Genomic DNA, 26,247 nt, shown 5'->3' with positions numbered 1-26,247 from the left:
GTCGCGGGGGCTGGCGTGAGCGCCATCTACCAGCGCGCCCGCCCGGTCAACTGGGACCAGGTCGTGGGCCAGGAACACGTCAAGGACGTGCTGCGCGCGGCGCTGGAGCAGGGGCGGGTCGGGCATGCCTACCTCTTTTCCGGGCCGCGCGGGGTGGGCAAGACGACCACCGCCAGGCTCATCGCCATGACCGCCAACTGCACGGGGGCGCTGCCAAAGCCCTGCGGCGAGTGCGAGAGCTGCCTGAGCGTGCGGGCCGGGTCGCATCCCGACGTGCTGGAGATCGACGCGGCAAGCAACAACTCCGTGGACGACGTGCGCGACCTGCGCGAGAAGGTGGGCCTCGCGGCCATGCGCGGCGGCAAGAAGATCTACATTCTCGACGAGGCGCACATGATGAGCCGGGCGGCGTTCAACGCGCTGCTCAAGACGCTGGAGGAGCCGCCCCCCCACGTCATCTTCATCCTGGCGACGACCGAGCCGGAAAAGATCATCCCGACCATCCTGTCGCGCTGTCAGCACTACCGCTTCCGGCGCCTGACCGAAGGGGAGATCGCCGGAAAACTGGCGGGCCTGGTCGCCCGGGAGGGCGTCATGGCCGAACCGGAAGCCCTGCAACTCATCGGGCGGCTGGCCGACGGGGCCATGCGCGACGGCGAGAGCCTGCTGGAGCGGATGCTGGCGGCGGGCACGGCGGTCACCCGCGCGGGCGTGGAAGACGCGCTGGGCCTGCCCCCCGGCGAGCGGGTGCGCCTGATCGCCGAGGCGCTGGTGCTGGGCGACGCGGGCGCGGCGATCTCGGGCGCCGCCGAGCTGTACCGGGGCGGTTTCGCGGCCCGCACGGTGGTCGAGGGGCTGGTCGCGGCCTTTTCCGACGCCCTGCACGCCGAACTGGGCCTGGAGGGCACCCGGCTGGAAGGCGCCGAGGTGCCCCGGCTGCTGCGGCTCCAGGCGGCGCTGGACGAGCAAGAAGCGCGCTTCGCCCGCTCGGCGGACGGCCTGAGCCTGGAACTCGCGCTGACCCACGCGCTGCTGGCGGCGGATGGGGGCGGCGCATCGGGGGCGGGCGCGGCGGCCCCGGCCCCGGCCTCCGTCCCCGCCGACGTGACCCAGCGCCTGAACCGGCTGGAAAAGGAACTCGCCGGGTTGCGGGCCTCGGGGGTGCGGGCGGCCCCGGCTCCGGCTCCGGCCCCCACCGTCGGCGGCCCTGGGGACGACGTGCCCGCCTTCGAGCCTGCCGGGCGGCGCGGTCCGGCCCCGGCGGCGGAGGTGGTGCGGGAGGCGGCGGCCGAGGTCGGGGCCGCGCCCACGCCCGCCGCCCACGGCAACTGGGCCGACGTGACCCGGCAGGCGTCCATGCAACTGCGCGCTTTCCTGAAGCCCGCGCGGATGCATGCCGAATCCGGCTACGTGAGCCTGACGTACGACGAGAAGAACGCCTTTCACGCCAAGCAGATCGCCGGGAAGTTCGATGAGGTCGCCGCGCTGGTCCTCAAGGTCTTCGGCCCGGTCACCTTCGAGCTGATCGCCCCCGAGGGAGGCCGCCGGGTGCGGCTGGGTGGGGGCGGCGGTCCTGGCGGCGGTGGGGGCGGGGGAGGCGGCGTGCTGTCCGCTGCGGCCCCGGCTGGCCCGGCCCCCGCGCCTGCCCGCCGCGCCGCGTCCCCGGCGTCCGGAGTCCCCGCGTCCGAGGTTCCCGCGTTCGAACCTGCCGCCCGGCCCCGCGCGGCGCGGGGTCCCGCGTTCGAGCCGGTGGAGCGGACCTCCGCGCAGGCGGCCCCAGCCCCGGCGGCGCCCGTGCAGGCGCCCCGTCCGGCCCCGCCTGCCTCTGCCCGTACGGCCACCGCCACCCTCGACGCTCCCCCGGCGGCGGCCCTGCGTCCCGCCCCCCCACCCAGCCCCGACGACGTGGCCCCCGCGCCCCTGCCCCAGACCGGGGCGGCGCCCTGGGAAACGGAGCACGCCGCCGACCCGCCTCCCCCGCCCGAGGGCGCGCAGGCCGGAGACCGGGTGCCCCCGCCCGGCGCGTCCCGTGAGCTGTATATCGTGGAGGCGATCAGCGAGGAACCCGACTGGGGCGAGATCGGCGGGGCGGTGGAGGGCGGGGCGCCGACCCTGGACGACGCGCCCTTCGCGGCGGCAGTTCCCGCCCGCCCGGCGCCCTCCCCCCGCCCCCAGCCGCAGGCCCAGGCGGCCGCCGCCGCTGTGACCGCTCCCCCGGCGGGCCGTCCCGGCGACATCCGCGCCCACCCGATGTACGAGGAGATCAAGGGCCGCTTTTCGGGCCGGGTGCGCGAGATCGGCAAGAACCGCAATCCTCCGCCCGCCGCCGCTGCCGCCGACGACCCCGAGGACGAGACGGCCTAGGCTGGCAACTTCCTTTCCTCCCCCCCAGGCGGGTGAGGCGGGCGCTTCACGTTGGACCCTGTGGCCCTGCGGTACCCTGCCCGCATACCGTGAAGACTTCCTTCCTTTCGCGCTCGGTCCCGCTGCTGGTTCTCACGCTCCAGGTGCTGGCCGGGGCGTCCGCTCCGGCTCCGCCCCCGGTGGAGCCTGCCCCGCCCGCCTTCACGGCTCCGGCGCCGGTGCCTCCGGTGATGGCCCCGGTGACGGACCCTCCCGTCCTGGGTCCCCCGGTCCCCGCTCCCGGTGCACCGGCGCTCCCGCTGCCCAGCCCAGTCCTGCCCAGCCCAGTCCCGCCTGGTCCGGCCCTGCCCGCGCCGGTGCAGCCGGCTCCGGTTCCGGCCGCGCCCATCAGCACCGTGCGCGGGCTGTGGGTGGACGCCTTCGGGCCGGGCCTCAAGACGCGGGCGCAGGTCGCGCAGACGGTCGAGGACGCCGCCGCGCTGGGCGTGAACACCCTCTTCGTGCAGGCGGTGCGGCGGGGCGACTGCCTGTGCCTGCGGGGCAGCGTGCCGCACATCACCGACCGCGACTTCGAGCGCAACTTCGATCCGCTGACCATCGTGACCCGGCTGGCGCACGCCCGCGGGATGCGGGTGATCGCCTGGGTCAGCGTGACGGGCGGGGTGAACGCCCGGGTGCCCAACACCCACCCCAAACACGTGTCGCGGCTGCACGGCCCGGCGTCGGGCGCCGCGTCGTGGATGTCGCGGCGCCCCGACGGCTCCTGGCTGGAGGGCGCCGACGGCTGGCTCGACCCGGCGATTCCCGCCGCCGCCGACCACATGGTCGAGTCGGTGGTCAGCCTGGTGCGCAACTATCCGGTCGACGGGGTGCAGCTCGACCGCATCCGCTACCCCGACGGCGGCGCCTGGGGCTACGACCCCAAGACGCTGGCGCGCTACCGCGCCGAGAGCGGCACCAAAGGCACCCCCGCCGCTTCCGATCCGCGCTGGCAGGCCTGGAAGCGCGAGCAGGTCACGGCCCTGGTGCGCCGCGTCAGTCTGGAGGTCAAGGCCATTCGCCCGACCGCCTGGGTGAGTGCGGCGACCATCACCTACGGGGCGCCGCCCGCGCCGGGAGACCTCGCCGCCTTTCGCCGCTCGCGCACCTACGCCGACGTGCTTCAGGACTGGCCGACCTGGATGCGTGAGGGCTACCTCGACCTCAACGTTCTGATGAACTACAAGCGTGACAGCGTGGGCGAGCAGGGCGCGTGGCTGGACGGCTGGAACGCCTTTGCCGCCAGCGTGCGCGCCGGAAGCGAGGTCGCGGGCGGCACCGCCCTGTACCTCAACCCGCCCGGGATCACTGCCGCGCAGGCGACGCGCACGGTGGCCTCCGGCCTGGGCTGGGTGGGCTACTCGTACCGCACGCCCACCCTGGACGTGTACGGCACCCGCCAGAGCACCGGCCAGGGGCTGGAGGCGATTCGCAGCGCCCTCACCGCGCCGGGCGGCGCGCTCGCCACCCCGGTCGCCTGGAAGGGCAAGCCGCCCACCGTGCGCGGGCTGGCCGGCCGGGTCGTGGGCACCGCTGTGCCGGGGAGCCGGGTCGTCGAGGCCGTGCAGGAGGGCCGGGTCGTCGCGCGCACGCTGACCGACGGCGGCGGGCACTACGGTTTCCTGACGTTGCCGCCGGGGCGGGTCGAGGTCCGGGTCAGCGGGCAGCGCTGGGTGGAGGCGGTGCCCGAGACGGGGGTGGTGCGCTTTCCCGATCTGCTGGTGCGGGATGTGGCGCCTGCTCCAGCGGCGAGCGGGAAGCCGTAACGCTGGTCCGCACTTTGGTCGAAGGCGCCCACCCCCCAGCCCCCTCCCCGGGGGGTAGGGGGAGCGGAGCACTGCGCTCGGCAAGGGCACATGAGCCGCGCTGGTCGGGCGCCGTCCTCGACCGGAATGTTTGATCTTGGTGCGGCCTGGCTGCGGCCACCCAGGGGGCTGCGCGATTGAGGCGTGGGGAAGGCGGTGCGGACTCTGCTCGCTCCAACCTGTGCGGCGTCTGCTGTGCCCGTTTTCCAGAAAGCTCCAGTTCCTGCGGCTTTTCTCCCTCCCTCCTTGTGGGGGACTCGCAGAGCTGCGTCAGCAGAGGGCTGGGGAGGGGGGTGGACGGCGCAGCCGTTCCCGTCCCCGCGCTGTTTGCAGAGTGGCCCCCTGCTCAACGCTGTCCCCTTCCTCCCCCGCTACACTCACCCTCATGACTGACCCCGTTCACGAAGGCATTCCCCCTTACGAGTTCCGGCAGACACTGGGGCGTTTTGCCAGCGGCGTGACGGTCATCACGGCGCAGGACGGCGGGGAACGCCGGGGCATGACGGCCAGCGCCTTCGTGTCGGTGAGCCTGACGCCGCCCCTGATTCTGGTGAGCGTGGACCACCGCGCGCAGATGCACGGGCTGCTGGGGCGGGAGGACGTGACCCGCTTCGGTGTGAGCGTGCTCAGCCTCGCGCAGCGCCACCTCAGCGACCACTTTGCGGGGCGGCCCGGGCCGGAGGAGGCGGTGCCGTGGTTCACCCACGAGGGCCTGCCGCTGATCGGCGGGAGCGTGGCGCAACTGGTGTGCCGCAAGCAGCAGGTCATCCCGGCGGGCGACCATACCCTCTACCTGGGGCTGGTCGAGTACGCCCGCTACACCGACGACGATCCGCTGGTCTACTTCCGGGGCCAGTATCACGAGCTGGGCTGAGGAGCGCCCGGTGCCTCCCTACGCCCCCCAACTCGTGGTCGCGCTCGCGCTGGCGGGGCTGACCTTCTTCGTGTCGTATCCCTGGAGTATCGGAGGCGGGCGCAGCGTGGACGCGCTGGACGCCTTTTTGCTGGTCTTCGCGCTGGTGAACCTGCGGGTCGCGTGGTCGGCGGCGAATGCTGCCCACCGGGGCCGGGCGCCCGCGTGGTTCGTCGTGCTGGGGCTGGGGACGGCGGCCCTGATCGCCACCGGGATGATCGGGGCGCTCACTCCGCGCTGAGCCGGAGGCTGGTTGCCCGGAGTCTGATTGCAGCGTGGGCCGCGCCCGGAAAGCCGGGCGGCCCCGTGGAGCTGCGGGGCTAAGTGGGCAGGAACGAGGACGGAGGTCGGGAGCCGGATCGACCGCCGGGAGAGCACCGACGGTTCAGGAATCGGACGGAAGCCGCAGGAGGGGTTCGGCAGGCAGCGACAGGTCGTCCGGCCACTCACCGGGCAGCGTGCCGTCCAGTCCCCGCGCGGCCCGTTCCAGCGCGGCATAGGCGCCGCCCCGCGCCCGCAACACGTCGGGTGGGCCGTCCTCCACAATGCGCCCCCCGTCAAGCACCAGCACCCGGTCGGAGGTCCGCGCGAGGCTGAGGCGGTGGGTCACGATCAGGGCCGTTCGCCCGCGCATCAACCGCCCCAGGGCCGCCACCACGACGGCTTCGCTCTCGGCGTCCACGGCGCTCGTCGGCTCGTCCAGCAGGAGGACCGTGGGCCGCGCCAGCAGCGTCCGCGCGATGGCGAGGCGCTGGCGCTGGCCGCCGCTGAGCCTCACCCCGCGTTCGCCCACCAGCGTGTCGAGGCCCTGCGGCAGCGCCCGCACGAACTCCAGGGCGTAGGCGGCCTCCAGCGCGGCCTCGACCTCCTGCGGGCTGGCGTCGGGGCGGGCGTAGCGCACGTTCTCCAGCACCGTGTCGTGAAAGAGGCAGGTGTCCTGCGGCATGGCGGCGGCGTGGGTGCGCAGGCTCGCCAGGGTCAGGTCGCGCACGTCCACCCCGTCCAGCAGCACTCGGCCTTCCAGGGGATCATGCCCGCGCGGCACCAGCGAGAGCATCGTGCTTTTGCCCGCCCCCGACGCCCCCAGCACCGCCACCCGCTGCCCGGCCGGAAGGGTCAGCGTCACGTCCCGCAGCACCGGCCGGGCGGGGTCGTAGCCGAAGGTCACGCCCTCGAAGCGCACTTCTCCCCGCGCGGGTTCGGGGAGGGGCTGAGCACCGGGCGATTCGGCCACCGCCACGGGCGCGTCCAGCACCTCGAAGACCCGCCGCCCGCTCGCCTCGGCGCGTTGCAGCAGGTCCCCGATGTTCACGAGGTCGTCGATCGGGCCGTAGAAGTAGCGCCCGTAGCCCCGGTAGGCCAGCAGCCCGCCCAGCGTGAACTGCCCGGCCAGAATCAGCCACGCGCCGCCCCCCAGCATCAAGACGTTGCCGAAGTTCGCCACGAAGCGGGCCAGCGGAAAGGCGCGGTTGCGCAGGACGACCGCCTTGACCTGTTCGGCGTACAACTCGCCCGCGAGCGCCGCCACTTTGCGCTCCTCCGTCCCCTCCCGCGCGGAGCCTTGCACCACCCGCACCCCCGCGAGGCGGTCTGCGATCAGCGCCGTGAGGTCCCCCAGCCGCGTCCGCGCCGCGCGGTAGGCGGGCCGCACCGTGCGGGCGTAGCGCCGCAGCATCAGCGCGACGGCGAGCATCGGCAGCGTGACCAGCACCCCCAGGAGCGGTTGCAGCGCGATGAAGATGGCGACCACGCCGATCAGCCGCAGGGCGTTCGCCAGCACCGCGTCGGTCCCGCGCACCAGCACGTCCTGCAGGGCGTCCACGTCCCCGGTCACGCGGGCGATCAGGTCCCCGGTGCGCTGCGCCTCGAAGTAGCTCGCGGACTGGCCCTGAAGCTTGCGGTACACGCTCAGGCGCAGGTCCAGCGTGAGCTGCTGCCCCGCCCGCTCCAGCAGCAGCCCGCGCCACGCCGAGAGGAGCTGTTGCAGCCCGAACACCCCGACGAGCAGGGCGAGCTGCCCCCCGATCAAGGTCCAGTCGCGCGCCGGAATCCCCTGGTCCACCACCCGAATCCAGACCAGCGGCGGGTACAGCTCGGCCGCCACGCTGCCCACGAGGAGCATCAATCCCAGCCCCACCGTGCGGCGGTAGGGCGTGAGCAGCCCGTAGAGGCGGCGGGTCACGCCGGGGCCGTGCGTGGCGGGGTCGGGGGTGGGGGGCAGGCGGCGGCGCGGCGCAGGCCGGGGCTTTGACCCTCCCCCCGAACACGTCCCTGTCAGCCCACCTCGACCCGGTTGCGGCCCGACTGCTTGGCGCGGTAGAGCGCCCCATCGGCCCGCGCGAACAGCTCCGCGCCCGACTCGCCGGGGCGCAGGGTGGCCGCGCCGAGGCTGACCGTCAGGCGCCCGCAGCCGAAGTCGTGGGACCCGGCGGCCACGCGCAGCCGCTCGGCCGTGCGCACGGCCGCCGCCGCCGGGGCGCCCGGCAGCAACCAGGCGAACTCCTCGCCGCCCCAGCGGGCGGGCAGGTCGCTGGCGCGGACCTGCTGCCGCAGGAGCGCGGCCAGCTCCATCAGCACCCGGTCGCCCGCATCGTGTCCGTGGGTGTCGTTGACGGCCTTGAAATGGTCCACGTCCAGCGTGACCAGACTCAGGGGGCGGCCGGGAGCGTGGCTGGCCTGCACCTCGCGCTCCAGCGCGGCGTCAAAGGCCCGGCGGTTGGCCAGCCCGGTCAGCGGATCGGTCAGGGCGTCGCGGCTCAGGCGGGCGCGGTCGCGCTCCAGCCGGGCCTGCCGGGCGTACACCGCCGTGAACACGCCGAGGAGCACGTACAAGCTTCCGCCGACGAGGGCGTGGTGCAGCCCGTAATTCAGCACGCCGGTCAGGGTCGCGCGGCCTTCCGAGAGGGCCAGCCCGCTGGCGAGCAGCCCCAGCAGCAGGCTGGCGAGCAAGAGGGTCAGCGCCACGCGCGAGGCCCAGGGGGGCGGAAAGAGCAGCCAGCACAGCAGCATCAGCACGTACAGCAGGTACATGTAGTGCCCGGCGAGGACGTACCCCGTCTCGGCAGCGGCCAGCCCGGGCGGCAGCAGCGCGTAGGAGAGGACGTAGAAGCTCAGCGCGACCGCGCAGGCCAGCAGGAAGGCCCCCCGAATCACCGTCAGCGCGGAGCGGTGCAGCCTCAGCCCCAGGGCACCCGCCAGGAACACCGCCCCAAAGGCCGCATTGAGCCAGGCGTCCAGCGGGTGGGCCTGCCATTCCAGCGCGGCCCGCAGCAGTTCGGCCACGCCCATGGCGGGAAAGATGCGCCGAAAGGCCCGGTCCAGCGACCGGACGTACCCCGGCGTGAAGATGGAAAAGTCGCCGGTCGGGGGAGCGGCGGGCTGCCCCGTCTCCGCCCCTCCCCGCGCCCGGCCCCGGCGGTGCGCATCGGCGGTCCCTGGTTCTGCGTGCATGGTCCCTCCCCGCCGCCAGACCGGCGCCGCGCCGCCCACCGACCGCCGGACGTGAGGAACGCCGGGGAGAGCCAGGTGTGATCAGGCTGTGATCACCCTAGACAGGGCCATCTGACAGCCGTCCCACAGAGACGGTGCCCCCGGTGGGGGAGGGTGGGGGTGTCCTATCCTCCCCCCATGACCCCGTCTGGCGCCCGCCCCGATGACCGCATTCCTGTCCTCGTGATCGGCGGCTTTCTGGGGGCGGGCAAGACCACGCTGGTCAACCACCTGATTCGCTCGCTGCCCCACCGCCTCGGCGTGATCGTGAACGAGTTCGGGCAGGCGGGCGTGGACGGCAGCCTGATCGAGCGCCTTCAGGATGACGTGACCGAGCTGACCGCCGGGTGCCTGTGCTGCACGGGGCGGGATGACCTGCTGCGGGCGCTGGTGACCACCTCGATGAGGGAGCAGAAGCCCGACGCCGTGCTCGTCGAGCTGAGCGGGGTGGCCGACCCCACGCCCGTGCTGACCACCCTGCTGGAACGCTCGGTGCGGGCCGCCTTCCGGGTGACCACGCTGGTCGCGGTGGTGGACGCCCGGCACGTCCTCCAGACCCTGCGCGAGCACCCGGAAGCGGCGCGGCAGCTCGCCTACGCGAACGTGATCGTCCTGAACAAGACCGACCTCGCCGATCCCGTGCGGCTGGGTCACGCCGAGGACGTATTGCGCGGCGTCAATCCCCTCGCCCGCATGGTGCGGGTAGAGCGCGGACAGGTGGACGCAGGCGCCCTGCTCGCCCGCGACGACTTCGACCCGCGTGTGCTGGAGGGAGCCGAACCCGTGCGGCATACGCCCGGCCTGACCTCCTTCAGCCTGCGCTCGGACACGCCGCTGGACCCCTACCGTTGGCAGCGCTTCATGACGGGGCATATCCTCACGCGCCCCGCCGAGGTGCTGCGGGTCAAGAGGAGGCTCTCGCTCCACGGCTATCCCCACCCGGTCCTCTTTCAGGCCGTGCGCGACCTCTTCACCGCCGACGCCTGGGAGGGGGAGCCGGGGGCGTCCGAACTCGTCTTCATCGGGCGGGGGCTGGACCGGGCCGAGTACGAGGCGGCGTGGGCGGGGTGCGTGGCCGAGCGGGCATAAGCGGCCCGTCACCGCGCCCGCCTACGCTGAGACATGCTGACCACTCTGCTGACCCTCACTTCCCTGAGCCTCCCCGCCTGGGACGCCCCGACCTGGGGAGCGCCCGTGAAGTCCGACACCCGCCCGGCGAATGCCCACGAGGCCCGCGTGTTCCTGACCGCCTCCTGCGAGGGCCGCCCGGACTGCCAGGTAGAGTTTTTGCCCATCGGCCAGAACGGTGCGGGGGTTCCGGCCGCCAACCGCCGCGTTCCCGTCAACGTCGCCTACGGCAGTTTCACCCGCCCTGGCGCCCAGGAAGTGCTGCTGACCCTCTGCTCCGCCGAGAGCGACGCCTGCGACGGCACCACCCTGCTGCGCCGCACGGGCGGGCGCTGGAAGGCCCTTCACCACACGCCCGGCGTCTTCCCCAGCGAGTGCCTGAAGTTCCGCCGCTTCGACGGCCGCGATCAACTGGCCTGCCGCGAAAACGGCATGAACATGTATGGCGTCGGCCTGTACCTTGTCACCGCCGATGCAAAGCGGACCCACTTGAAGACGCTGCTGGACGGCTCCTCGCGGCCTTGCACCGGGGGCCGGACCACGCAGACCCGCCTGGGTGACTGGCGCAAACAGGACGTGAACGGCGACGGGCGCTCCGACCTCGTGGTCGAGGTGTACCGTTACAAGCTGGAGTACGGCCAGCCTGAGCAATGCGTCCCCTATGACCCCGACCGCGTTGAGGCCGAGCGCACCGTGCGCCGCTTCGGCATGTAGGCCTATCCTTCCTCCCATGACGCTGCACCCCGACCTCACCCTCCCCGCCTCCGACGAGCTGGACAGCCTGACCCCCGAGGAACTGGCCGCCCGCCTGAACGGCCTTTCGGGCACGCTGGCCGAGCGCCTGGGCATCGAACTGCTCACCGCCTCGCGGGAGCGCCTCACCGCCCGGATGCCGGTGGAGGGCAACCGCCAGCCTGCCGGACGCCTGCACGGCGGCGCCAGCCTCGCCCTGGCCGAGGAACTCGCCAGCATCGGCACCTGGCTGCACCTCGACGTGCGGCGGCAGGTCGGCGTCGGGGTGGACGTGAGCGGCACCCATGTGCGCGGCGTCTCGGAGGGCTGGGTCACCGCCGAGGCCACGCTGGCCTACCGGGGCCGCACGGTGATGGTCTGGACGGTGGAGGTCCGCGACGAACGCGGCCGCACGACCACCCTGGCCCGCTGCACCTGCAACGTGGTGACGCACTCGGCCGGGTGAGGGCAGGACAAAGCGGCGGCCTGAGCACGGGCCGCCGCTGTCGGCGGGCCTCTAGCGGCCCAGCGCCCGCGCGAAGCTCCCTGCCGCCCGCGCCTTCATCTCGGCCACCGCCGCCCAGTCGGGCGAGGTGCGCGCCAGGGCCTGGGCCGTCAGCGCCTGCGGGTCCAGCGCGACCGGCTGGGTGGGCGCGCCCGCGTCGGCGCAGAAGCCCGCGACCTTGGGATCGTAGGCGACCCCCGCGAATGGCACTCCGGCGGCGGCGGCCAGGATCACCGCGTGCAGCCGTACTCCGATCACGAAGCCCGAAGCGGCGATGGCGTCCAGCGCTTCTTGCGGGTCGCGGGTGCTCAGGACCGTGTCGGCGCCCAGGGCGCGCGCGGCCGCGTCGTCGTGGTCCGGCATGAAGCTCAGGGCGGTCACCCGGCGGCCTTCCTCCCGCAGGCGGCGGACGACCTCGCGCAGCCCCTCGGCGGCCCCGGTCACGTCCCCGCGCGGGGCGACGATCACCTGGGCGGGGTCGGGCGTGGGGCCAGGGGTGGGCGTGAGCAGCAAGGCCGGATCGCCGCCGAGTTCGCCCTCCAGCCCCAGCGCCCGCAGCGTTTCCAGGCTGGCGCGGTCGCGCACGATCACGCGCACGCCCCGCAGGGCCGAGGCGACCTTGCGCCCGCCCGCCTCGCTCAGCGGTCCCACGCTCTGGTTGAACACGACCACCCGCTTGCCCAGCAGCCGCGCCAGCCGGATCACGCCCAGGTAGTAGGTCAGGGTGCGCGCGCTCGTCTTGTCTTGCAGCAGGCCGCCGCCGCCCGAGAGGAGGACCTCCGAGCGGGCCAGCGCCCCCGTCAGGCCCAGCGGGTGCATCCGGGGCGCGCTCTGGCAGCCGTACAGCCGCGCGGTGTCGGCGGGCGTCTGCGAGAGCAGCAGCGGCGCGTGCCCCGCCCGCTTCAGCTCGCGCGTGATCGCCAGCGCGATCGCCTCGTCCCCGGTGTTGCCGAAGCCGTAGTAACCGCTGACGGCGACCCTCACAGGCCCTCCGGCCCGCGCCGTGGCGTCCGGTGCTGGCCCGGCCGAAGCGGAACCTCGGTCATGCCCGCACCTCGGCGGTGGGAGCGCGGCGGCTGCCCCAGGTCGTCCACAGCCGCAGCAGCCACCGCACGACCGGAATGGCGATCAATCCCAGCAGCAGGCCCACGCCCAGCCCGATAAAGCAGCGCGCGGCGCTGATCAGCAGCGGCGTGTGAAAGTGCGAGAAGGTGTTCAGGATGCTGGCCTGCCCGATCACGCCGCCCAGAATCAGCATCAGGCTGAAGTAGCCCGGCAGCGCTCCGCTGAGGCCGACGAGCGCCAGCGGGTGCCCGGCGAGTTCCTTGAAGCGCGGGCGGATGATGGTGTCTTGCAGGTCCTGCCGCAGCTGCGCTTCCGTGCTGCTCACCCCCACCGAACTGGTGTTGCCCCGGCGCAGGAAGACCAGCGCGAACACCGCCAGTCCCAGCCCCATCACCGCCACGTCCCCCAGCTTGATGGGCGCGTGGTAGAGGTCGCGGGCGGTCTGGCGCAGGTCCTGCCGGGGCAGGAAGCTCAGGCCGACGAGCACCAGCGGCACCAGCAGCGTCAGGCCCACGCCCCGGAAGGGTTCCAGGCCCAGCACGCTCTCGCGGTTGGCCCCCAGCGCCGAGACGAACAGCACGCCCACCAGCGACAGGCCCGTCGCCAGAAACCAGTCGGTGACCCTAGAACGCCGCAGCACCAGCCCCAGCGCCGGAAAGGTCAGCGCGGCGATGAGGGCCGTGCCCGCGAAGGGGTCCAGCCCGTTGAGCGCCAGCGCCCCCAGCCCCAGCCCCCCGGCGACCAGCAGCCCCAGCCGGGGAAGCGGAAAGCTCAGGCCCAGCAGCACCAGCGCGGCCAGCGGCCCCAGCAGGCTGAGGGCGCGCAGGGTGCCGTCGGGCGCGAACGGCCGGATGACCGGCGCGCCGACCGTCACCCCCGAGCGCTCCAGCAGGGTGGAGGTGCGGCGCAGGAAATCTTCGGTCTCGTTGACGGTGGGAAAGGGCCGCAGGTACAGCAGGCGGTGGCCACGCTCGCGGGCGGCCAGGGCGTACTTGCTGGCGACCTCCTCCGGCCCCAGGCGGTTTTGCCACGACGGGTTCAGGGCGAACATGCGCGCCGCGCCCCGGTTTTCGATCAGGGTGTCGAGTCCGCGCTGCTCGCTGCCCTCGATCAGGGCCGGGAGGCGGCGCCCCATCGCCCGGTCAATCTGCGCGAGCCGCTCGGGGGTCCTGGCCCCGATCACCTCGTCGCCGGTAAAGGCCACAAAGGGCACGTCGGGCCAGTCGGCGCCGGGCGCCCGCACCGCCACGTCGTCGTAGGGGCGGTAAAGCGTGACCAGCCCCTGGGCTTTCAGGCTGGCGATCAGGGCCTCGTTCGGCCCGGCAGGCAGGAAAGAGGGGTCGGTGGGCCACTCCAGCCAGGTCTGCCCACCGATCTGGACTTCCCGGGTGGGGATGGTGTAGCGCCCGCTCAGGCCGTCCAGCCCGCCGGGGCGCAGCGCCCGCATGTAGGCGGCCTGCGGATCGACCCCCGCTCCGGGGTTCTCGGCGGCGAGGTCGGCGCCCCGGCGCACGTACACCTCCCCGCGCTGTTCCAGGTTGCCGATCACGTCCTCGTAGACGGCCGCGCCGTTGACCCCCAGCGCCTTGTAACGGTCGAGCAGCTGCTGCGGGGTCAGGCCCACCCGCTGCGCCTGCACCGCCATCGCCGGGTAGTCCATCACCAGCGCGACCGTCTTCTCGCCCTGCTCGAAGGCCACCCGCTGCCACGCCAGCACCAGCGCCGGAATCAGGGACAGCAGCGTCAGGCTCAGCAGCGGCCACGTCAAGCGGTGGCGGGTGGCGGGCGGCGCGGGGGTCGCCGGAGCGGGTGTGCCCCCGGCGCCGCGCTGGGCGGGAAGGGCGGGGTGCGGCGCTGAGGGGGTGTGGGTCGGCGTGTGGGTCGGCGGGGAACCGGGCGGGTGGGGATCGGTCACAGGAGACATCCTAGGGGGCAAGGGTGAGGAGGGCGGCGGCACACGCGGCACACAGGGGGCCGCACAGGGGGCCGGCAAAAGCCGCCGCCAGCGTGCGCCCACCCCCAGGCGCAGGTCGTCCTCCCAAAGAGGGAAGCCCTGGGGCGGGGGAGGGGGGGCGCGGGTTTCAGACGGTCGTGCGGATGCGGGCGGCGAGCATGTCGAGCGCGGGTTCGTTCATGCCGCCGTGGGGGATGATCACGTCGGCGTAACGCTTGGTCGGCTCCACGAACGAGAGGTGCATCGGCCGCACGAAGTCGAGGTACTGCTGAATCACGCTCTCGGGGGTGCGCCCGCGTTCCTGGGTGTCGCGTTTCAGCCGCCGGATAAAGCGCACGTCGGCGTCGGCGTCCACAAAGACCTTGAGGTGCATCCGCCCGCGCAGCTCGGGGTCGTACAGCGCGAAAAAGCCCTCCAGCACGACCACGGGTGCGGGCAGCACCGGGGTGGTCCGCTCGGAGCGGGTGTGCCGGGTGAAGTCGTACTCGGGCATCTCGATGGGCACGCCCGCCAAGAGGGCGTCCAGTTGCTCGCGCAGCAGCGCCCAGTCGAAGGCCGCCGGGTGGTCGTAGTTGGTGGAGAGCCGGGCCTCGAAGGGAATGTCGTCCTGGGCGCGGTAGTAGTTGTCCTGGCTCAGCACCGCCACGCCCTGCTGCCCCACCGTCTCGATCACCCGCCGGGTCACCGTGGTCTTGCCGCTGCCCGATCCGCCTGCGACGCCGATCACGAAGGGAGAGGTCACGCGCGCCCCCGGCGCAGGGTGTGGCCCGTGGCTGGTGTCACGTGGACAGCGGCGGGGACTTTCGCCGTACGCCACAGGCGACGGGCGACCGCCCCCCTCACGCGCTCCTCCCTTGCAGGGCCGTGCCGGTTCCCAGGCTGCCGATCAGGTCGATGCGCCGCTCGGCCATGCGGCGGGCGACCACGTGGGGGGGTTTGCCGTACTGCTCGGCCACCGTACCGATGCGCAAGACGGTGCCGTAGACCCGCTCGGCGGCCTGCTCGGGGGTCAGGGCGGTGGCGGCGGCGATCAGCCCGGCGGCGTTGATGGCAAAGTCGGGCATGTACACGATACCGGCCTCCTTGACTGCCGCCTCGCCGTTGCGGCTCAGCGGGTGGTGCTCGCCGCCCGCGATCAGGCGGCACTGCAAGCGGGGCACGTCCGCGCTGCGAATGGAGTGGCCGTATCCGCAGGGCGCCAGGATGTCGCAGGGCACGTCGAACAGCTCGGCCGTGCCCACCACCGCCGCGCCGTCCAGGTCGTCGGCCAGGGCCTGGGCACGCTCGGGGCGGTGGTCGGCCAGCGTCAGGCGGGCGCCCTCGCGGTGCAGGTGCTCGGCCAGGGTGCGCCCCACGGCGCCGACCCCCAGGATCGCCACCCGCACGCCGCGCATGCTCTCGCTACCCAGCGCGAAGCGGGCGGCGGCTTTCATGCCCCGGTACACCCCGTAGCCGGTCACGCTGCTGGTGTCGGTGTTCACACCCAGCGTGGCGGGCGTCTCCTGCGCCACAAAGGCGATGTCGGCGGGCGTCACGCCGATGTCCTCGGTCAGCACCACCCGCGACTCCAGCGGGCGGACCTGGCGGCCCAGTGCCCGGAAGAGGGCCTCGCGCGCGTGGGGGTCGTCCACGCCCTGGTCGGGCAGCAGCAGCACGCAGGCGCCGCCGCCGTAGTTCAGGCCCGCCAGCGCGGCCTTGAGGGTCAGGCTCTCCGAGAGCGCCAGCGCCCCGCGCAGCGCTTCCAGCTCGTCCAGCGGGCGCAGCCGCACCCCGGCGATGGCCGGACCCAGCACGGTCGAATGCACCGCCAGCGCCGCCTTCAGGCCGCTGGGCGCGTGGTGAAGGAGCGTCAGGCTCTCGTGCCCGCGCGACTGCATCTCCTCGAATATCTGCATGGCTCTCCCTGGCAGCGCGGGCCTCTCCCGCCTTTTTCGGGGCGCGCCGCGCGGCAACCCCCCGAGACTAGCATTCCCGGCCCAGCGGCTCTTCGCCCGCCGCCACGCGGGACCCCGCGCGCACGTGAAAGAAGCCTGTCAGGCCCGGCGCGGCACTCTGTGCCTCATGTCACAGCGCAGCCGCTCACGGACGCACGCCCGGACGGACGGCTGCGGCGGTGCTCGGCGGTCCCCGACCAGGGACGCACAAAGGGGGACATGAATGGAACGCATTGCTCCGCTCGCCAAAATTCTGGCGGAAGCGAACGGGATCGACTGGCAGCACCTGCACGGCAGCGGCGAGGGCGGCCTCATCGTTGAGCAGGACATCCTGAACTACCTCACCCGCATCATGAGCGGCGAGGAAGAACCCCCCGCGACCCCGGTGGACGCGCCCCCGCCCGAGTGGACCGGCACCGAGTTGCCCCCCGGCGGCGGCCTGCTCGCGCCCGGAATGCCCAGCATGGACATGCTCAGCAGCGCGGGCGTGGATTCCGATCTGGCGGCCCTGGTCGGCCAGCCGGCCTCCCCGGTGGCCGCGCCTGCCGCCTCGCTGCCCGACACCTTGCTGGACGACGCGCTGGAGTTCGAGCTGGAAGACGAGCCGGAGCCGGTGCTGGCGGCGGCCCCCGAGGTCGTGGCCCCCATTCCCGCGCTGCCCACCGACCTGGAGGTGGCCGAGCCGGTCGCCGCCCAGGCCATACCTGCCGCCGGGACCGACCGCGCGGCGGGCTTTGCCCTGCCGAGCCACTTCGCGCCGGTGCCCCGCTTCAGCGAGCCGGAGGAGAACCCGGTTCAGGCGGCCCCTGCCCCCACCCCTGCCCCCGCCCCCGAGGCACCTGCTCCGGCAGCCGCTGCGGCCACGGGCGGCGTGATGGGCGGTCTGGGCAACCTGCTCTCGCGGCTGTACCAGGCGCCTGCCCAGCCCAGCGCGCCCGAGCCGCTTCAGCCTGCCGCTGACCCGGCGCCCGCGTCTCACCTGGAACTTCCCCCGGTCGAGCTGCCGGCCTCCGGGCCGCCCCGGAGCGAGGTCGCGGCGTTTGCGGCACCCGAGGTGGACGATCGGCCCGCCGCCCAGACCGGTCCCGAACCGCAGCCCGAGGCCGAGCCGCTGTCGGCCGCGCTGCCCGAAGCGGCCCAGCCGGAGCCGATGCAGCCGGAGCCGACCCAGCCGGAGCCGACTCAGCCGGAGTTGGCCGAGCTGGTCGCCGCGCCCGTCATCTCTGCCCCTCTGCCCCAGACCGCCCCGCCGCAAAACGCCGTCTGGTTCGGCAGCTACTTGCGCCGCGACGCCGACCTGCGGCCTGCCGCCGAGCTGCGCCGCCAGCTCACGGGCGCGCTGGGGCAAGACGTGCCGCTCGCGCTGCTGGTCGCCCGCGCGGCCCGGCACCACGCCGGGGCGCTGGGCCTGGCGTCAGTAGCCGTGCAGGACACCCTCGCGGGCCGCGCCCGGGCCGTTGAGGCCGCTGGGCTGCGCGACGCTCTGGCCGCGCTGGGCACCGACCACGACGGCACGCCGGACCTGCTGGTGACCGACGCGGGCGCGCTGGACCTCGACGAGCTGCACCTGCCGCACACCCTGACCCTCAGCGTGGGCCGCGTGCAGGAAGGCCGCGCCGCCCTCACCCTCAACGGCGACGTGGACCCGGCCCAGGGCGCGCGCTTCCTGGCGGGCGTGGCGGCCACGCTGGAAGAGCCGATCATCCTGGTGCTCTGAGGTCGTCCGCCGGGGCGCAGAGAGGGGGGGGCCAGAGCTGCGGCAGCGGCCCCCCCTGCGCCCCCCCCATTCCGGAGGATGTTCCCCCGCCTGCCCCCTGGACAGGTCCGCCCCTGGCCGGGGGAGCAGCGGGTTACACTGGGGTACGGTGCTGCGCGCCGTGCTTTTTTTTGGCCCCGGATGGTTGGTCGGGCGCCGAAGAGGAGCAAGTCTGAGCGCGCGGCTGGAGGCTTCTGAATGCCTGGAATCGCAATTATCGGCGCGCAGTGGGGAGACGAGGGCAAGGGCAAGATCACCGATTTCCTGGCGCCGCAGGCCGCCTACGTGGTGCGCTATCAGGGCGGCGCCAACGCCGGGCATACCGTGACGGCGGGGGGCCAGACCTTCAAGCTCAACCTGCTGCCCAGCGGCGTGCTGCACCCCGGCACCGTCAGCGTGCTGGGCGACGGCATGGTGATCGACCCCGAGAAGTTCCTGGCCGAGCGCCAGAACCTCCTTGACGGCGGCCTCTCGCCCGAGCTGCGCATCAGCGACCGCGCGCACCTGGTGCTGCCGCACCACAAGTACGTGGACGGCCGGGGAGATTTCGTGGGCACCACCGGGCGCGGGATCGGCCCGGCCTACGCCGACCGGGCGCGGCGGGTCGGCATCCGCTTCGGGGACCTCGCAGACGAGGGGACCCTGCGCGAGCGCGTGGGGCGGCTGCTGGAGGCCAAACCCAACTCCACCCGCGACGCGGGCTGGGCGACCGTCGCGGACGCGCTGGGCTACCTGCTGCCCATCGCGGGCGCGCTGCTGCCTTTCGTTCATGACACGGGCGCGCAGCTGCGCCGGGCCATCGCGGGCGGAGAAAACGTGCTGTTCGAGGGCGCGCAGGCTACCCTGCTCGACCTGAACTACGGCACCTACCCCTTCGTCACGAGCAGCCACCCCACCGTGGGCGGCGTGCTGGTCGGGGCGGGCGTGAACCACAAGGCGGTGGGGCAGGTCTACGGGGTCGCCAAGGCCTTTAACACCCGCGTGGGCCACGGCCCCTTTCCCACCGAGGTGTTCGGGGAGATGGAGCGGCGGCTGCGCGGCGACGGCTCGCAGCCCTGGGACGAGTTCGGCACCACCACCGGGCGCCCCCGCCGGGTGGGCTGGCTCGACCTGGAACTGCTGCGCTACGCGGTGGAGGTCAACGGCTTCGACGGCCTGGTGATCAACAAGATGGACATTCTGGCCGGGCTGGAGACGGTCCGGGTCTGCGTCGGGTACGGCTCGGAAGGGCAGCCCATCTACCGCGACCTGCCCGGCTGGGCCAGCACCGACGGCGCCGAGAGCCGCGCCACCCTGCCCCCGCAGGCCCAGGCGTACCTCGACCTGATCGAGGAGACCGTGAACTGCCCGGTCGTAATCTTTTCCTGCGGCCCCGCCCGCGAGCAGACCTACGGGGCCGTGAGCTGGAACTGAGCCTCGGGGGCCGGTCCCCGCTGGCCCCCCCGGCCCCTTTGCCCCCGGACCTTTTCCGCCCGACCGTCCCCAGCGCGACAGTTGGCGGGCAGGTCCGGCCTCTACACTCCAAGACCACCCTCACCCGCGCTTGCCGGGCCGCTGGCGCCTGCTGCCGGAGTCACAGACGCGGGAGCATAAGGAGCTGACCTACCTTGACCATTCCTCCGTCCATCAGCGCCGCCGACGAGCGGCTGGAAGTGCCGGGGCTGCGTGACCTCACCCGAGAGTGGCTCACGGCGGTGGGCGAGGACCCCGAGCGCGAGGGCCTGCAAAAAACGCCCCACCGGGTCGCCAAGGCCTGGGGCTTTCTGACCGCCGGGTACCAGCGCACCCTGCACGACGCCGCCGGAGACGCCGTGTTCGAGGCGGACGGCAGCGAGATGGTGATCGTCAAGGACATCGAGTTCTATTCGATGTGCGAGCACCACATGCTGCCCTTTTACGGCCGGGCGCACGTCGCCTACATTCCCGACGGCCAGATTCTGGGCCTGAGCAAGTTCGCGCGCATCGTGGACCTGTACTCGCGCCGCCTTCAGGTGCAGGAGCGCATCACCACCCAGATCGCCGACGCCGTGGAGCAGCTGCTTGCCCCGCGCGGCGTGGCCGTCCTGATGGAAGGTGTCCACCTGTGCATGGCGATGCGCGGCGTGCAAAAACAGAACTCCTCGACTACCACCAGCGCCATGCGCGGCCTCTTCAAGGAAGACGCCCGCACCCGCGCCGAGTTCATGAGCGCCGTGCAGACCACCCTGCGCGCCCGCTGACGCCGGGGCCGGGGGGGGGGATCCCCCCCACTGGGCAGCAGTCCAAAAAGACGAAAATCTCACGTGCGGGCGGGCGTAACCTGGCATTTACTGCTGAGCTGAGGCACAATGCGGCGGTGCCGGGGCGGGAGCGGTTCCCCCCCCTAGGCCTCCCAGGTCTTTTCTGTGTGGGCGCGGCGGCGTCCGGGTGGCCCTTGACATGTTGTTCAACCTGTCCCTGCTGGTGAGCTGCGCCTTTTTGCTGAGCCTGAGCTACCACGAGTGGCCAGTGCGGCGGCGGCGGGCCGAACATGTGCTGCGGGTGGCCCTCGCGTCGGGGGCCAGCTGGCTGCTGATGATGTATGCCCTGCGGCTGGAGGGCTTCCGGCTGGACCTGCGGTACGTGCCGGTGGCGCTGGTCACCCTGCGCTACGGGCCGCTGGCGGGCGCGCTGACCCTGCTGCCCGCCCTGCTGTGGCGCGCGGCCGAGGACCTGCACGGCGGCCTGGCCACGGCGTTGAGCGGCCTGAGCGTGGTGGCGCTGACGGGCGCGCTCCGGCGCCGCTTGCCGGTGACCCGGCCGCAGCTGCGGGCGCGCGATCTGTGGCTGGCGCCGGTGCCGTTTCTGGGGGTGGGGTTGCCGCTGCTGCTGACGCCGCAGGGCCGCAGCGTGGCCGCCCTGTACTACCCGCTGGGCGTGCTGCTCAGCGCGGCGGGGGCGGTGCTCGCGCTGGGCATCTTGCACTCGCGGCTGCGGCTGCTGAGCCTGGCCCACACCCTGCGGACCCAGGCCCGCACCGACGACCTGACCGGCCTGAGCAACCGCCGCCAGTTCGACGAGGACCTCGCGGCCCTGGACCCCGGCACCCAGCTGGTGCTGCTGGACCTCGACCATTTCAAGCGGATCAACGACACGCACGGCCACGCGGCGGGGGACCGCGCCCTGGAGCACGTCGCGGCGCTGCTGCGCGAACTGGACCCGGCGCACCTGCGCCCCTACCGGGTGGGCGGCGAGGAATTCGCGCTGCTGGCCGACCTGGGCGCCGAGAGCCGCGCCCGCGCGCAGGTCGAGGCGCTGCTGCGCGAGGTCCCGGCGGCGGGCCGGGGCATGTGGGCGGGCCTTACCCTCTCGGCGGGGCTGGCGACCCGCCGGCCGGGCGAGAGTGCGGCCGCGCTGTTTCGCCGCGCCGACGAGGCGCTTTACCTCGCCAAGACCAATGGCCGGGGGCGCCTGGTGGTCTGGACCCCGCCGGACGGTTCGGCGGCCCGGGCGGCCGAGCTGGGGGCCGGGGCGCCGGGCACGGAGCTGGCCGGACAGGGGTGGCCGGGGCCGGGGCTGCCGGGCAGCGGGCCGATCCAACCCCGGCACTCGGTGTGGCAGGCGCTGCGGACCACGGTCGGGCTGCTGGCCGAGCGCCGCACCCTGCACGACGAGGACTGGACCGAGGTGCTGCGCCTGGCGGTGGACGCGGTGGACGGGGCCGTGGGCGGCTCGCTGGCCATCCGCGAGGGCCGGGGCTTCCGCATCTGCGCCGCCGAGGGCTACGGCCCGGAGCTGATGGGCCTGACCCTCTCCGAGGCCTCGCAGCAGCGCTGGTATGCCCGGTCTCCCTCGGCGTGGCGCGCGGGCAGGCCCCGGGTGCTGCGCGGGGCCGAGTTGCAGGCCGCCTCCGTTTCCTCCGGGGAGGTGCTGGAAGATGGCGTGGTGCGCGCGCTGGAGGCCGCCGGGCGGGGCGGCGAGCATGAGGCCAACCTCTGCTTGCCGGTGGTGCTGGGCGGCGAGGTCGTCGCGCACCTCAACCTCGACGCGCGCGGCCCCGCCGACGCCTTTGACGACCAGAGCACCGAGGTGGCCGAGCTGTTTGCCCGGCAGATCGCCGCGCTGCTCGACTTGCAGGAGCGCTGGCGTGAACTGGGCGTGCTGGGCGAGCTGCACCTGCGGGTGGGGGCCGGGCGGGGGGGCGCCGTCTCGGTCGACGAGCACCTGTCGCAGGCGGCCGTCGACCTGCTGCGTGCCCGCTGGGCGGTGCTGCTGCGCTACGACCCGGCGGGCGACCGGCTGCTGTCCTCGGGCGCCGAGATCGCGGGAGGCGACCTCGGTCCGGTGGAACTGCCGCGCGGGGAGGGGCTGGCGTGGGCCGCGCTGCGGGAGGGCCGGACGCTGCGGGTGGACGACGTGCAGCAGCACCCCGGGGTCTACCGCCGCGCGCAACTGGGCCATCAGGCGATGCTGGTGGCGCCGCTGCCCACCCACCACCTGGAGCCGCTGGGCGTGCTGGTGATCACCCGGGAGGCCGAGCGGCCCTTCTTGCCTGCCGACGAGCACCTCGCGCTGATGCTCGCCAGTCTGGCGGCGCGGCTGCTGGAACGCGGCGCGCACGTCCAGGACCTGCGCGCCACCCTGGAAGCGGCGCTGAACACGCTGGGCTTTGCGCTGGAGGCCCGCGACTTCGAGACCCAGGGCCACACCGAGCGGGTGCAGGCCCACGCCCTGGCGTTCGGGCAGGCGCTGGGGCTGTGCGCCGAGCGGCTGCTGGGGCTGCGTCAGGGCGCGGCGCTGCACGACATCGGCAAGCTGGGCGTGCCCGACGCCGTGCTGCTCAAGCCCGGCCGCCTGACCCCCCAGGAGCGCGAGGTGGTCGAGGGCCACGTGCTGCTGGGCGCGGCGCTGACCGCCCGCATCCCTTTTTTGCACCCCGAGGCCATCGGCGTGGTCCGCTCGCACCACGAGCGCTGGGACGGCCAGGGCTACCCCGACGGGCTGAAGGGCGAGGAGATTCCGCCCCTGGCGCGGCTCTTTGCCCTGTGTGACGTGTACGACGCCCTGGTGAGTGCGCGGCCCTACCGCCCCGCCCTGCCCCCCGCAGAGGCCCTGGCCCTGCTTCGGGCGGGACGCGGCACCCAGTTCGACCCCCACCTGACCGACCGCTTCGTGGAGCTGTGGCAAGCCGGGGCGTTCGGCTCCGTGCGGCACGCCGGGACCGGCGCGCCGGGCCGCCGCACGGACGAGGCCGAGGCTGCTCCGAGGTAGGCAGGGGAGGGCAGGCAGAAAGGGACGTTCACGGCGCGGTGCTTGGCCCCCACCCCGCCCGCTGTCCCTGCTGGCCCGCGTGCCGCACCGGGCACGCCAGAGGTCACGCTCTCCCCGGTTCGCCCTCCCCGGCTCCGGCGCCGCTTCCCGCCAGCGCCGCGTCCAGCGCCCGCCAGGCCAGCAGCGCGCAGCGGCGCCGGGCGTGCAGACGGCTCACGCCCGCCAGCGCCCGCAGGTCGCCCAGCGCCGGGTCGGGCGCGGCCTCGCCCATCACCACCGCGCGGAAGCGGGCCGCCAGCGCGCGGGCGTCCTCCAGCGTCCGGCCCTCCAGCGCCTGGGTCATCAGGCTGGCGCTGGCCTGACTGATCACGCAGCCGCGCCCGGCGAAGCGCACCCCGGCCAGCACGCCGCCCTCCACCCGCGCCCAGACCGTGACCTGATCGCCGCAGCCCGGGTTGTCCAGCGCCGCGTGCGGGGCGCCCGCGATCTCGCCCCGGCCGCGCGGGTGCGCCGCGTGGTCTTGCAGAATCTGGCGGGCCAGGGCCTCGGGCAGCATGGTCCCCGCCTTACTCCGGCGTGGTCAGCCGCAGCGCCGCCGCGTGCAGCATCCGCGCGCCCGTCACCAGGCTCTCCTCGTCGATGGTGAAGCGGGGGTGGTGGTGCGGCCAGCGGCTGTCGGCCTCGTCACTGCCCGAGCCGACGTTGAAGTACGCGCCGGGCGCCTTTTCGAGGTAGGCGCTGAAATCCTCACCGCCCATCGTGGGCTGGGCGTCCTGGTAGTGCTCTTCCCCCACCGTCTCCAGCGCGATCTCCTTGAGCTGCGCGGCCACCCAGTCGGTGTTGATCAGCGGGCGGTAGCCCAGCTCGTAGCGGAAGTCGTAGCCCGCCCCGTGCGCCTCCGTCACGCCCTTCACGACCCGCTCGATCAGCTCCGGCGCCCGCTGCCGCAGCTCGGGGTCAAAGGTCCGCACCGTGCCCATCAGGACTGCCGTGTCGGGGATGACGTTGTGGGTGGTGCCGCTCTGGAAGTAGGTGATGGACACGACGAGCGCGTCGAGCGCGGCCACATGGCGGCTCACCACATGCTGGAGGTTGGTCACGACCTGGGCGCCGACCGCGATGGGGTCCACCGTCTGCTCGGGGTGCGCCCCGTGCCCGCCCTTGCCCTTCACCGTGATGTGCACCGTGTCGGGCGCGGCCATAAACGCCCCCGGCTTCACCACAACCAGCCCCGCCGGAAGCTGCGAATTGAGGTGCAGGCCCGTCACCACGTCCACGCCGTCCATCAGGCCCGTCTCCATCACGAGTTCCTCGGCCCCGCCCGGCCCGATCTCCTCGGCGTGCTGGAAGATCATGCGGACCTCGCCGGGCACCTCTTCCGGATTCTCGGAGAGCAGCCGCGCCACGCCCAGCAGGATCGCGGTGTGGCCGTCGTGCCCGCAGGCGTGCATCGCGCCGGGGCGCTGCGAGCGGAACTCGAAGGTGTTCTCCTCCTCGATGGGCAGCGCGTCGATATCGGCCCGCAGCAGCAGCGTGCGCCCTGGCTTCCCGCCCTTCAGGACCGCCAGCACGCTCGTCGCGGTGGGGCGGGTCACCGTCAGGCCGGGCATCTGGCGCAGCTCGGCCTCGATGTAGTCAGCGGTGTCGTGCTCGTGAAAGCCGACCTCGGGATTTCTATGCAGGTGCCGCCGCCACGCGACGAGTTGATCCCGCAGGCTTTCTACCCGGTCCTGGGTTGTGGTCATGCCCCAGTGTAGGGCGGCGGGGGGAGGGTGAAGGCGGGTCAGCCGGACCTCAGCAACTTTTGCACTCCCCGTGCCGTAATGGGAGGCATGAAAGCACGCCGCTCCTCCGGCAAACTCGGCAAGTTGATGGTCTACGCGCCCCTGATTCTGCAAGTCGTCTCGGTGATGCGCCGCCAGCAGATGGCGAAGCGCGGCAAATACACCAAGCTCCGCAAGCGCGACCGCGCCCTCGACTTCGCGCTCTCGCAGGCCGAGCGCCGACTGGGTGGGAAGAAGGCCAAGCGGCGCGGCTGGTTCTGACCTGGTCAGCAGGAGGTTTGGGCCGCCTCCTCTTAATCCTGGCCCTGTTTGTGGCGGTCGCCGCGTTGGTGCGGCAGAGCGGCTGGTTGTTCTGGCAAGAGTGGAAAAACGCCCTCGTCCTGGCCTGTACGATCGCGCCCTATCTATTGTCGCTCTGGCTGATGTCAGGTTTTCGGAGGTCCGAACGACCAGGCATCCTCGGCGCGGCAACCTGGGTGGCTCTCGGTGTGTTTCTGCTCACTTGCGTGCTTTATTTGCCTGATGGTCTTGGGGGTCCGGCCTTCGTGGTCTATCCGGGGCTGATTTTTCTGCTCGGTGTCTCTGCTTTTCTTGTGATCCACTGGCGAGCTTTCCGCGAGGGATAGGAACTGCACGGCGCTTTAACGGATATGCTGGGCTCTGCCTCAAAGAATGCCCCTAGTTCGGGTGACTGGGGGCATCTGTCTTGTCTTGTTCAGGCCGCTATCTGACGGCACAGCGTTTCGCAGCGGCGGCAGGCCTCGGCGCAGATACGGCAGTGCTCGTGGTGCCCGGCGTGCCGCTCGCATTCCTCGGCGCAGCGGGCGCAGGCCTCGGCGCACATCCGGCAGGCCTCCGGGTGCAGGTCGCTCGCCCGCATCAGCAGCCGGGCGGTCAGGGCGCAGGCGTCGGCGCAGTCCCGGTCGCGGCGGATGCACTCGGCCATCATCGTCACGTCCGCCTCGTCCAGGCACGCCTCGGCGCACATCTCGCAGGCCCGCAGGCAGGCGAGGCAGGCATCGAGGCACTCCTGCATCCGTTGCACGTTCAGGGACTGGGTCATGGTGAAGCCCTCCTGCCCCTACCGTACCCGCCCGTCTGAGGAGGACGTGGGAGAAACCTTCAGGCCGGGCGCAGGGCGTCGGCCAGCTGGGTCAGCACTTCCTCGCCGCGCTCGTAGCCGGGGCGCACGAAGACCATCGCCATGTTTGCCCAGTCCTGCACCGCCGCGATCTCCTGCCCACCGTCCTCCAGTTTGAGGTGCGGGTAAGCGCCGTATTCGACGAAACAGCCGAACTCGGCCGCCACAGCCTCCAGCGCCCGCGTGTTCGTCTCGTCCCAGCGGATCAGGTAGGGCAGCAGGAAGGCGGGCTTGCCGCAGCTTCCCCCCAGGCCGACCAGCGGCATCCCGGCCACCTGCGGCACCTCGTCGCGCAGCCGGGCGCGGTCCAGAAAGGCGGCCCGGTCGCGCACCTGCGCCGGGGAGGTCTTGAGACTCGCCACGTAAGGTCCCACGTTCAGCTTCGCCATAGACCGAGGCTAGCGGAACG

At 73.1% G+C, this 26,247-nt stretch carries 23 protein-coding genes; 13 read left to right on the top strand and 10 right to left on the bottom strand.

Annotation, left to right across the window (positions count from 1 at the left end; translation table 11 throughout):
* The first annotated feature begins 15 nt into the window (after window positions 1–15).
* The 4 genes from dnaX to HNQ09_RS05920 all read left to right on the top strand — a co-directional run bounded on the left by dnaX (window position 16) and on the right by HNQ09_RS05920 (window position 5,362).
* Window positions 16–2,364, top strand: a complete 2,349-nt coding sequence (gene dnaX / locus HNQ09_RS05935) for a DNA polymerase III subunit gamma/tau (RefSeq protein WP_184026729.1) — start codon at window positions 16–18, stop codon at window positions 2,362–2,364.
* Between the two features lie 230 nt (window positions 2,365–2,594).
* Window positions 2,595–4,169 (top strand): family 10 glycosylhydrolase, encoded by a 1,575-nt coding sequence (locus HNQ09_RS05930; RefSeq protein ID WP_184026942.1) that lies wholly within the window; start codon window positions 2,595–2,597, stop codon window positions 4,167–4,169.
* Between the two features lie 424 nt (window positions 4,170–4,593).
* Window positions 4,594–5,082 (top strand): flavin reductase family protein, encoded by a 489-nt coding sequence (locus HNQ09_RS05925; RefSeq protein ID WP_184026727.1) that lies wholly within the window; start codon window positions 4,594–4,596, stop codon window positions 5,080–5,082.
* A 10-nt stretch (window positions 5,083–5,092) separates the two neighbouring features.
* On the top strand, window positions 5,093–5,362 hold the full coding sequence (locus HNQ09_RS05920) for a hypothetical protein (protein WP_184026725.1): 270 nt from the start codon (window positions 5,093–5,095) through the stop codon (window positions 5,360–5,362).
* Window positions 5,363–5,506: 144 nt separating this feature from the next.
* Here the strand turns inward: HNQ09_RS05920 and HNQ09_RS05915 are convergent, their stop codons facing one another.
* Both HNQ09_RS05915 and HNQ09_RS05910 read right to left on the bottom strand, forming a co-directional pair.
* Window positions 5,507–7,303: an ABC transporter ATP-binding protein gene (locus HNQ09_RS05915; protein ID WP_343057628.1), complete on the bottom strand. Its 1,797-nt coding sequence runs from the start codon at window positions 7,301–7,303 to the stop codon at window positions 5,507–5,509.
* 92 nt (window positions 7,304–7,395) lie between these two features.
* Window positions 7,396–8,571 carry a GGDEF domain-containing protein gene (locus HNQ09_RS05910; protein WP_184026723.1) on the bottom strand — a complete coding sequence of 392 codons (1,176 nt, stop codon included), beginning with the start codon at window positions 8,569–8,571 and terminating at the stop codon, window positions 7,396–7,398.
* 177 nt (window positions 8,572–8,748) lie between these two features.
* Between HNQ09_RS05910 and HNQ09_RS05905 the strand changes: the two genes are divergently transcribed.
* Genes HNQ09_RS05905 through HNQ09_RS05895 form a run of 3 tightly spaced genes read left to right on the top strand, consistent with a single transcriptional unit; the run spans window position 8,749 to window position 10,936 of the window.
* Window positions 8,749–9,699 (top strand): CobW family GTP-binding protein, encoded by a 951-nt coding sequence (locus HNQ09_RS05905; protein ID WP_184026720.1) that lies wholly within the window; start codon window positions 8,749–8,751, stop codon window positions 9,697–9,699.
* 33 nt (window positions 9,700–9,732) lie between these two features.
* Entirely contained in the window at window positions 9,733–10,452 is a 720-nt protein-coding gene (locus HNQ09_RS05900) for a hypothetical protein (protein ID WP_184026718.1), read from the top strand.
* 16 nt (window positions 10,453–10,468) lie between these two features.
* Window positions 10,469–10,936 carry a PaaI family thioesterase gene (locus HNQ09_RS05895; RefSeq protein ID WP_184026716.1) on the top strand — a complete coding sequence of 156 codons (468 nt, stop codon included), beginning with the start codon at window positions 10,469–10,471 and terminating at the stop codon, window positions 10,934–10,936.
* A gap of 51 nt (window positions 10,937–10,987) precedes the next feature.
* Here HNQ09_RS05895 and csaB read toward each other — a convergent pair whose 3' ends face one another.
* The 4 genes from csaB to HNQ09_RS05875 all read right to left on the bottom strand — a co-directional run bounded on the left by csaB (window position 10,988) and on the right by HNQ09_RS05875 (window position 15,889).
* Complete coding sequence (csaB, locus tag HNQ09_RS05890) at window positions 10,988–11,959, bottom strand: polysaccharide pyruvyl transferase CsaB (RefSeq protein WP_184026714.1); 972 nt, start codon at window positions 11,957–11,959, stop codon at window positions 10,988–10,990.
* Between the two features lie 58 nt (window positions 11,960–12,017).
* Window positions 12,018–13,964, bottom strand: a complete 1,947-nt coding sequence (locus HNQ09_RS05885) for a DUF5693 family protein (RefSeq protein WP_221269638.1) — start codon at window positions 13,962–13,964, stop codon at window positions 12,018–12,020.
* Between the two features lie 157 nt (window positions 13,965–14,121).
* Window positions 14,122–14,736: a uridine kinase gene (udk, locus tag HNQ09_RS05880; protein ID WP_184026712.1), complete on the bottom strand. Its 615-nt coding sequence runs from the start codon at window positions 14,734–14,736 to the stop codon at window positions 14,122–14,124.
* A 97-nt stretch (window positions 14,737–14,833) separates the two neighbouring features.
* Window positions 14,834–15,889 (bottom strand): Glu/Leu/Phe/Val dehydrogenase family protein, encoded by a 1,056-nt coding sequence (locus HNQ09_RS05875; RefSeq protein WP_184026710.1) that lies wholly within the window; start codon window positions 15,887–15,889, stop codon window positions 14,834–14,836.
* A 262-nt stretch (window positions 15,890–16,151) separates the two neighbouring features.
* Between HNQ09_RS05875 and HNQ09_RS05870 the strand changes: the two genes are divergently transcribed.
* The 4 genes from HNQ09_RS05870 to HNQ09_RS05855 all read left to right on the top strand — a co-directional run bounded on the left by HNQ09_RS05870 (window position 16,152) and on the right by HNQ09_RS05855 (window position 22,913).
* Window positions 16,152–17,645 carry an E3 binding domain-containing protein gene (locus tag HNQ09_RS05870; RefSeq protein WP_184026707.1) on the top strand — a complete coding sequence of 498 codons (1,494 nt, stop codon included), beginning with the start codon at window positions 16,152–16,154 and terminating at the stop codon, window positions 17,643–17,645.
* Window positions 17,646–17,882: 237 nt separating this feature from the next.
* Entirely contained in the window at window positions 17,883–19,097 is a 1,215-nt protein-coding gene (locus HNQ09_RS05865; RefSeq protein WP_184026705.1) for an adenylosuccinate synthase, read from the top strand.
* 194 nt (window positions 19,098–19,291) lie between these two features.
* Entirely contained in the window at window positions 19,292–19,903 is a 612-nt protein-coding gene (gene folE, locus HNQ09_RS05860; protein WP_184026703.1) for a GTP cyclohydrolase I FolE, read from the top strand.
* Between the two features lie 199 nt (window positions 19,904–20,102).
* Complete coding sequence (locus HNQ09_RS05855; protein ID WP_184026701.1) at window positions 20,103–22,913, top strand: HD domain-containing phosphohydrolase; 2,811 nt, start codon at window positions 20,103–20,105, stop codon at window positions 22,911–22,913.
* Window positions 22,914–23,016: 103 nt separating this feature from the next.
* On the opposite strand, the gene sufU is transcribed toward HNQ09_RS05855, so the two are convergent.
* Together sufU and HNQ09_RS05845 are read right to left on the bottom strand one after the other, a co-directional pair.
* A complete protein-coding gene (gene sufU / locus HNQ09_RS05850; protein ID WP_184026699.1) occupies window positions 23,017–23,469 on the bottom strand; it encodes a Fe-S cluster assembly sulfur transfer protein SufU in 453 nt (150 codons plus the stop codon).
* Window positions 23,470–23,479: 10 nt separating this feature from the next.
* Window positions 23,480–24,658: a M20 family metallopeptidase gene (locus tag HNQ09_RS05845; RefSeq protein ID WP_184026697.1), complete on the bottom strand. Its 1,179-nt coding sequence runs from the start codon at window positions 24,656–24,658 to the stop codon at window positions 23,480–23,482.
* An 87-nt stretch (window positions 24,659–24,745) separates the two neighbouring features.
* Here HNQ09_RS05845 and HNQ09_RS05840 point away from each other — a divergent pair, with 87 nt between their 5' ends.
* Together HNQ09_RS05840 and HNQ09_RS05835 are read left to right on the top strand one after the other, a co-directional pair.
* Window positions 24,746–24,958 (top strand): hypothetical protein, encoded by a 213-nt coding sequence (locus HNQ09_RS05840; RefSeq protein ID WP_184026695.1) that lies wholly within the window; start codon window positions 24,746–24,748, stop codon window positions 24,956–24,958.
* A gap of 17 nt (window positions 24,959–24,975) precedes the next feature.
* Window positions 24,976–25,323 carry a hypothetical protein gene (locus HNQ09_RS05835; protein ID WP_184026693.1) on the top strand — a complete coding sequence of 116 codons (348 nt, stop codon included), beginning with the start codon at window positions 24,976–24,978 and terminating at the stop codon, window positions 25,321–25,323.
* 89 nt (window positions 25,324–25,412) lie between these two features.
* On the opposite strand, the gene HNQ09_RS05830 is transcribed toward HNQ09_RS05835, so the two are convergent.
* Together HNQ09_RS05830 and HNQ09_RS05825 are read right to left on the bottom strand one after the other, a co-directional pair.
* Complete coding sequence (locus HNQ09_RS05830; protein ID WP_184026691.1) at window positions 25,413–25,760, bottom strand: four-helix bundle copper-binding protein; 348 nt, start codon at window positions 25,758–25,760, stop codon at window positions 25,413–25,415.
* Between the two features lie 59 nt (window positions 25,761–25,819).
* Window positions 25,820–26,227, bottom strand: coding sequence for a hypothetical protein (locus tag HNQ09_RS05825; protein ID WP_184026689.1), 408 nt, complete (start codon window positions 26,225–26,227; stop codon window positions 25,820–25,822).
* Between the last annotated feature and the right edge of the window lie 20 nt (window positions 26,228–26,247).

The sequence above is a fragment of the Deinococcus budaensis genome, assembly GCF_014201885.1.
GTDB classification, from domain to species: Bacteria; Deinococcota; Deinococci; order Deinococcales; family Deinococcaceae; genus Deinococcus; species Deinococcus budaensis.
The sequence above is the reverse complement of the archived record's forward strand: the minus strand, read 5'-3'. Positions and strand labels throughout refer to the sequence as shown.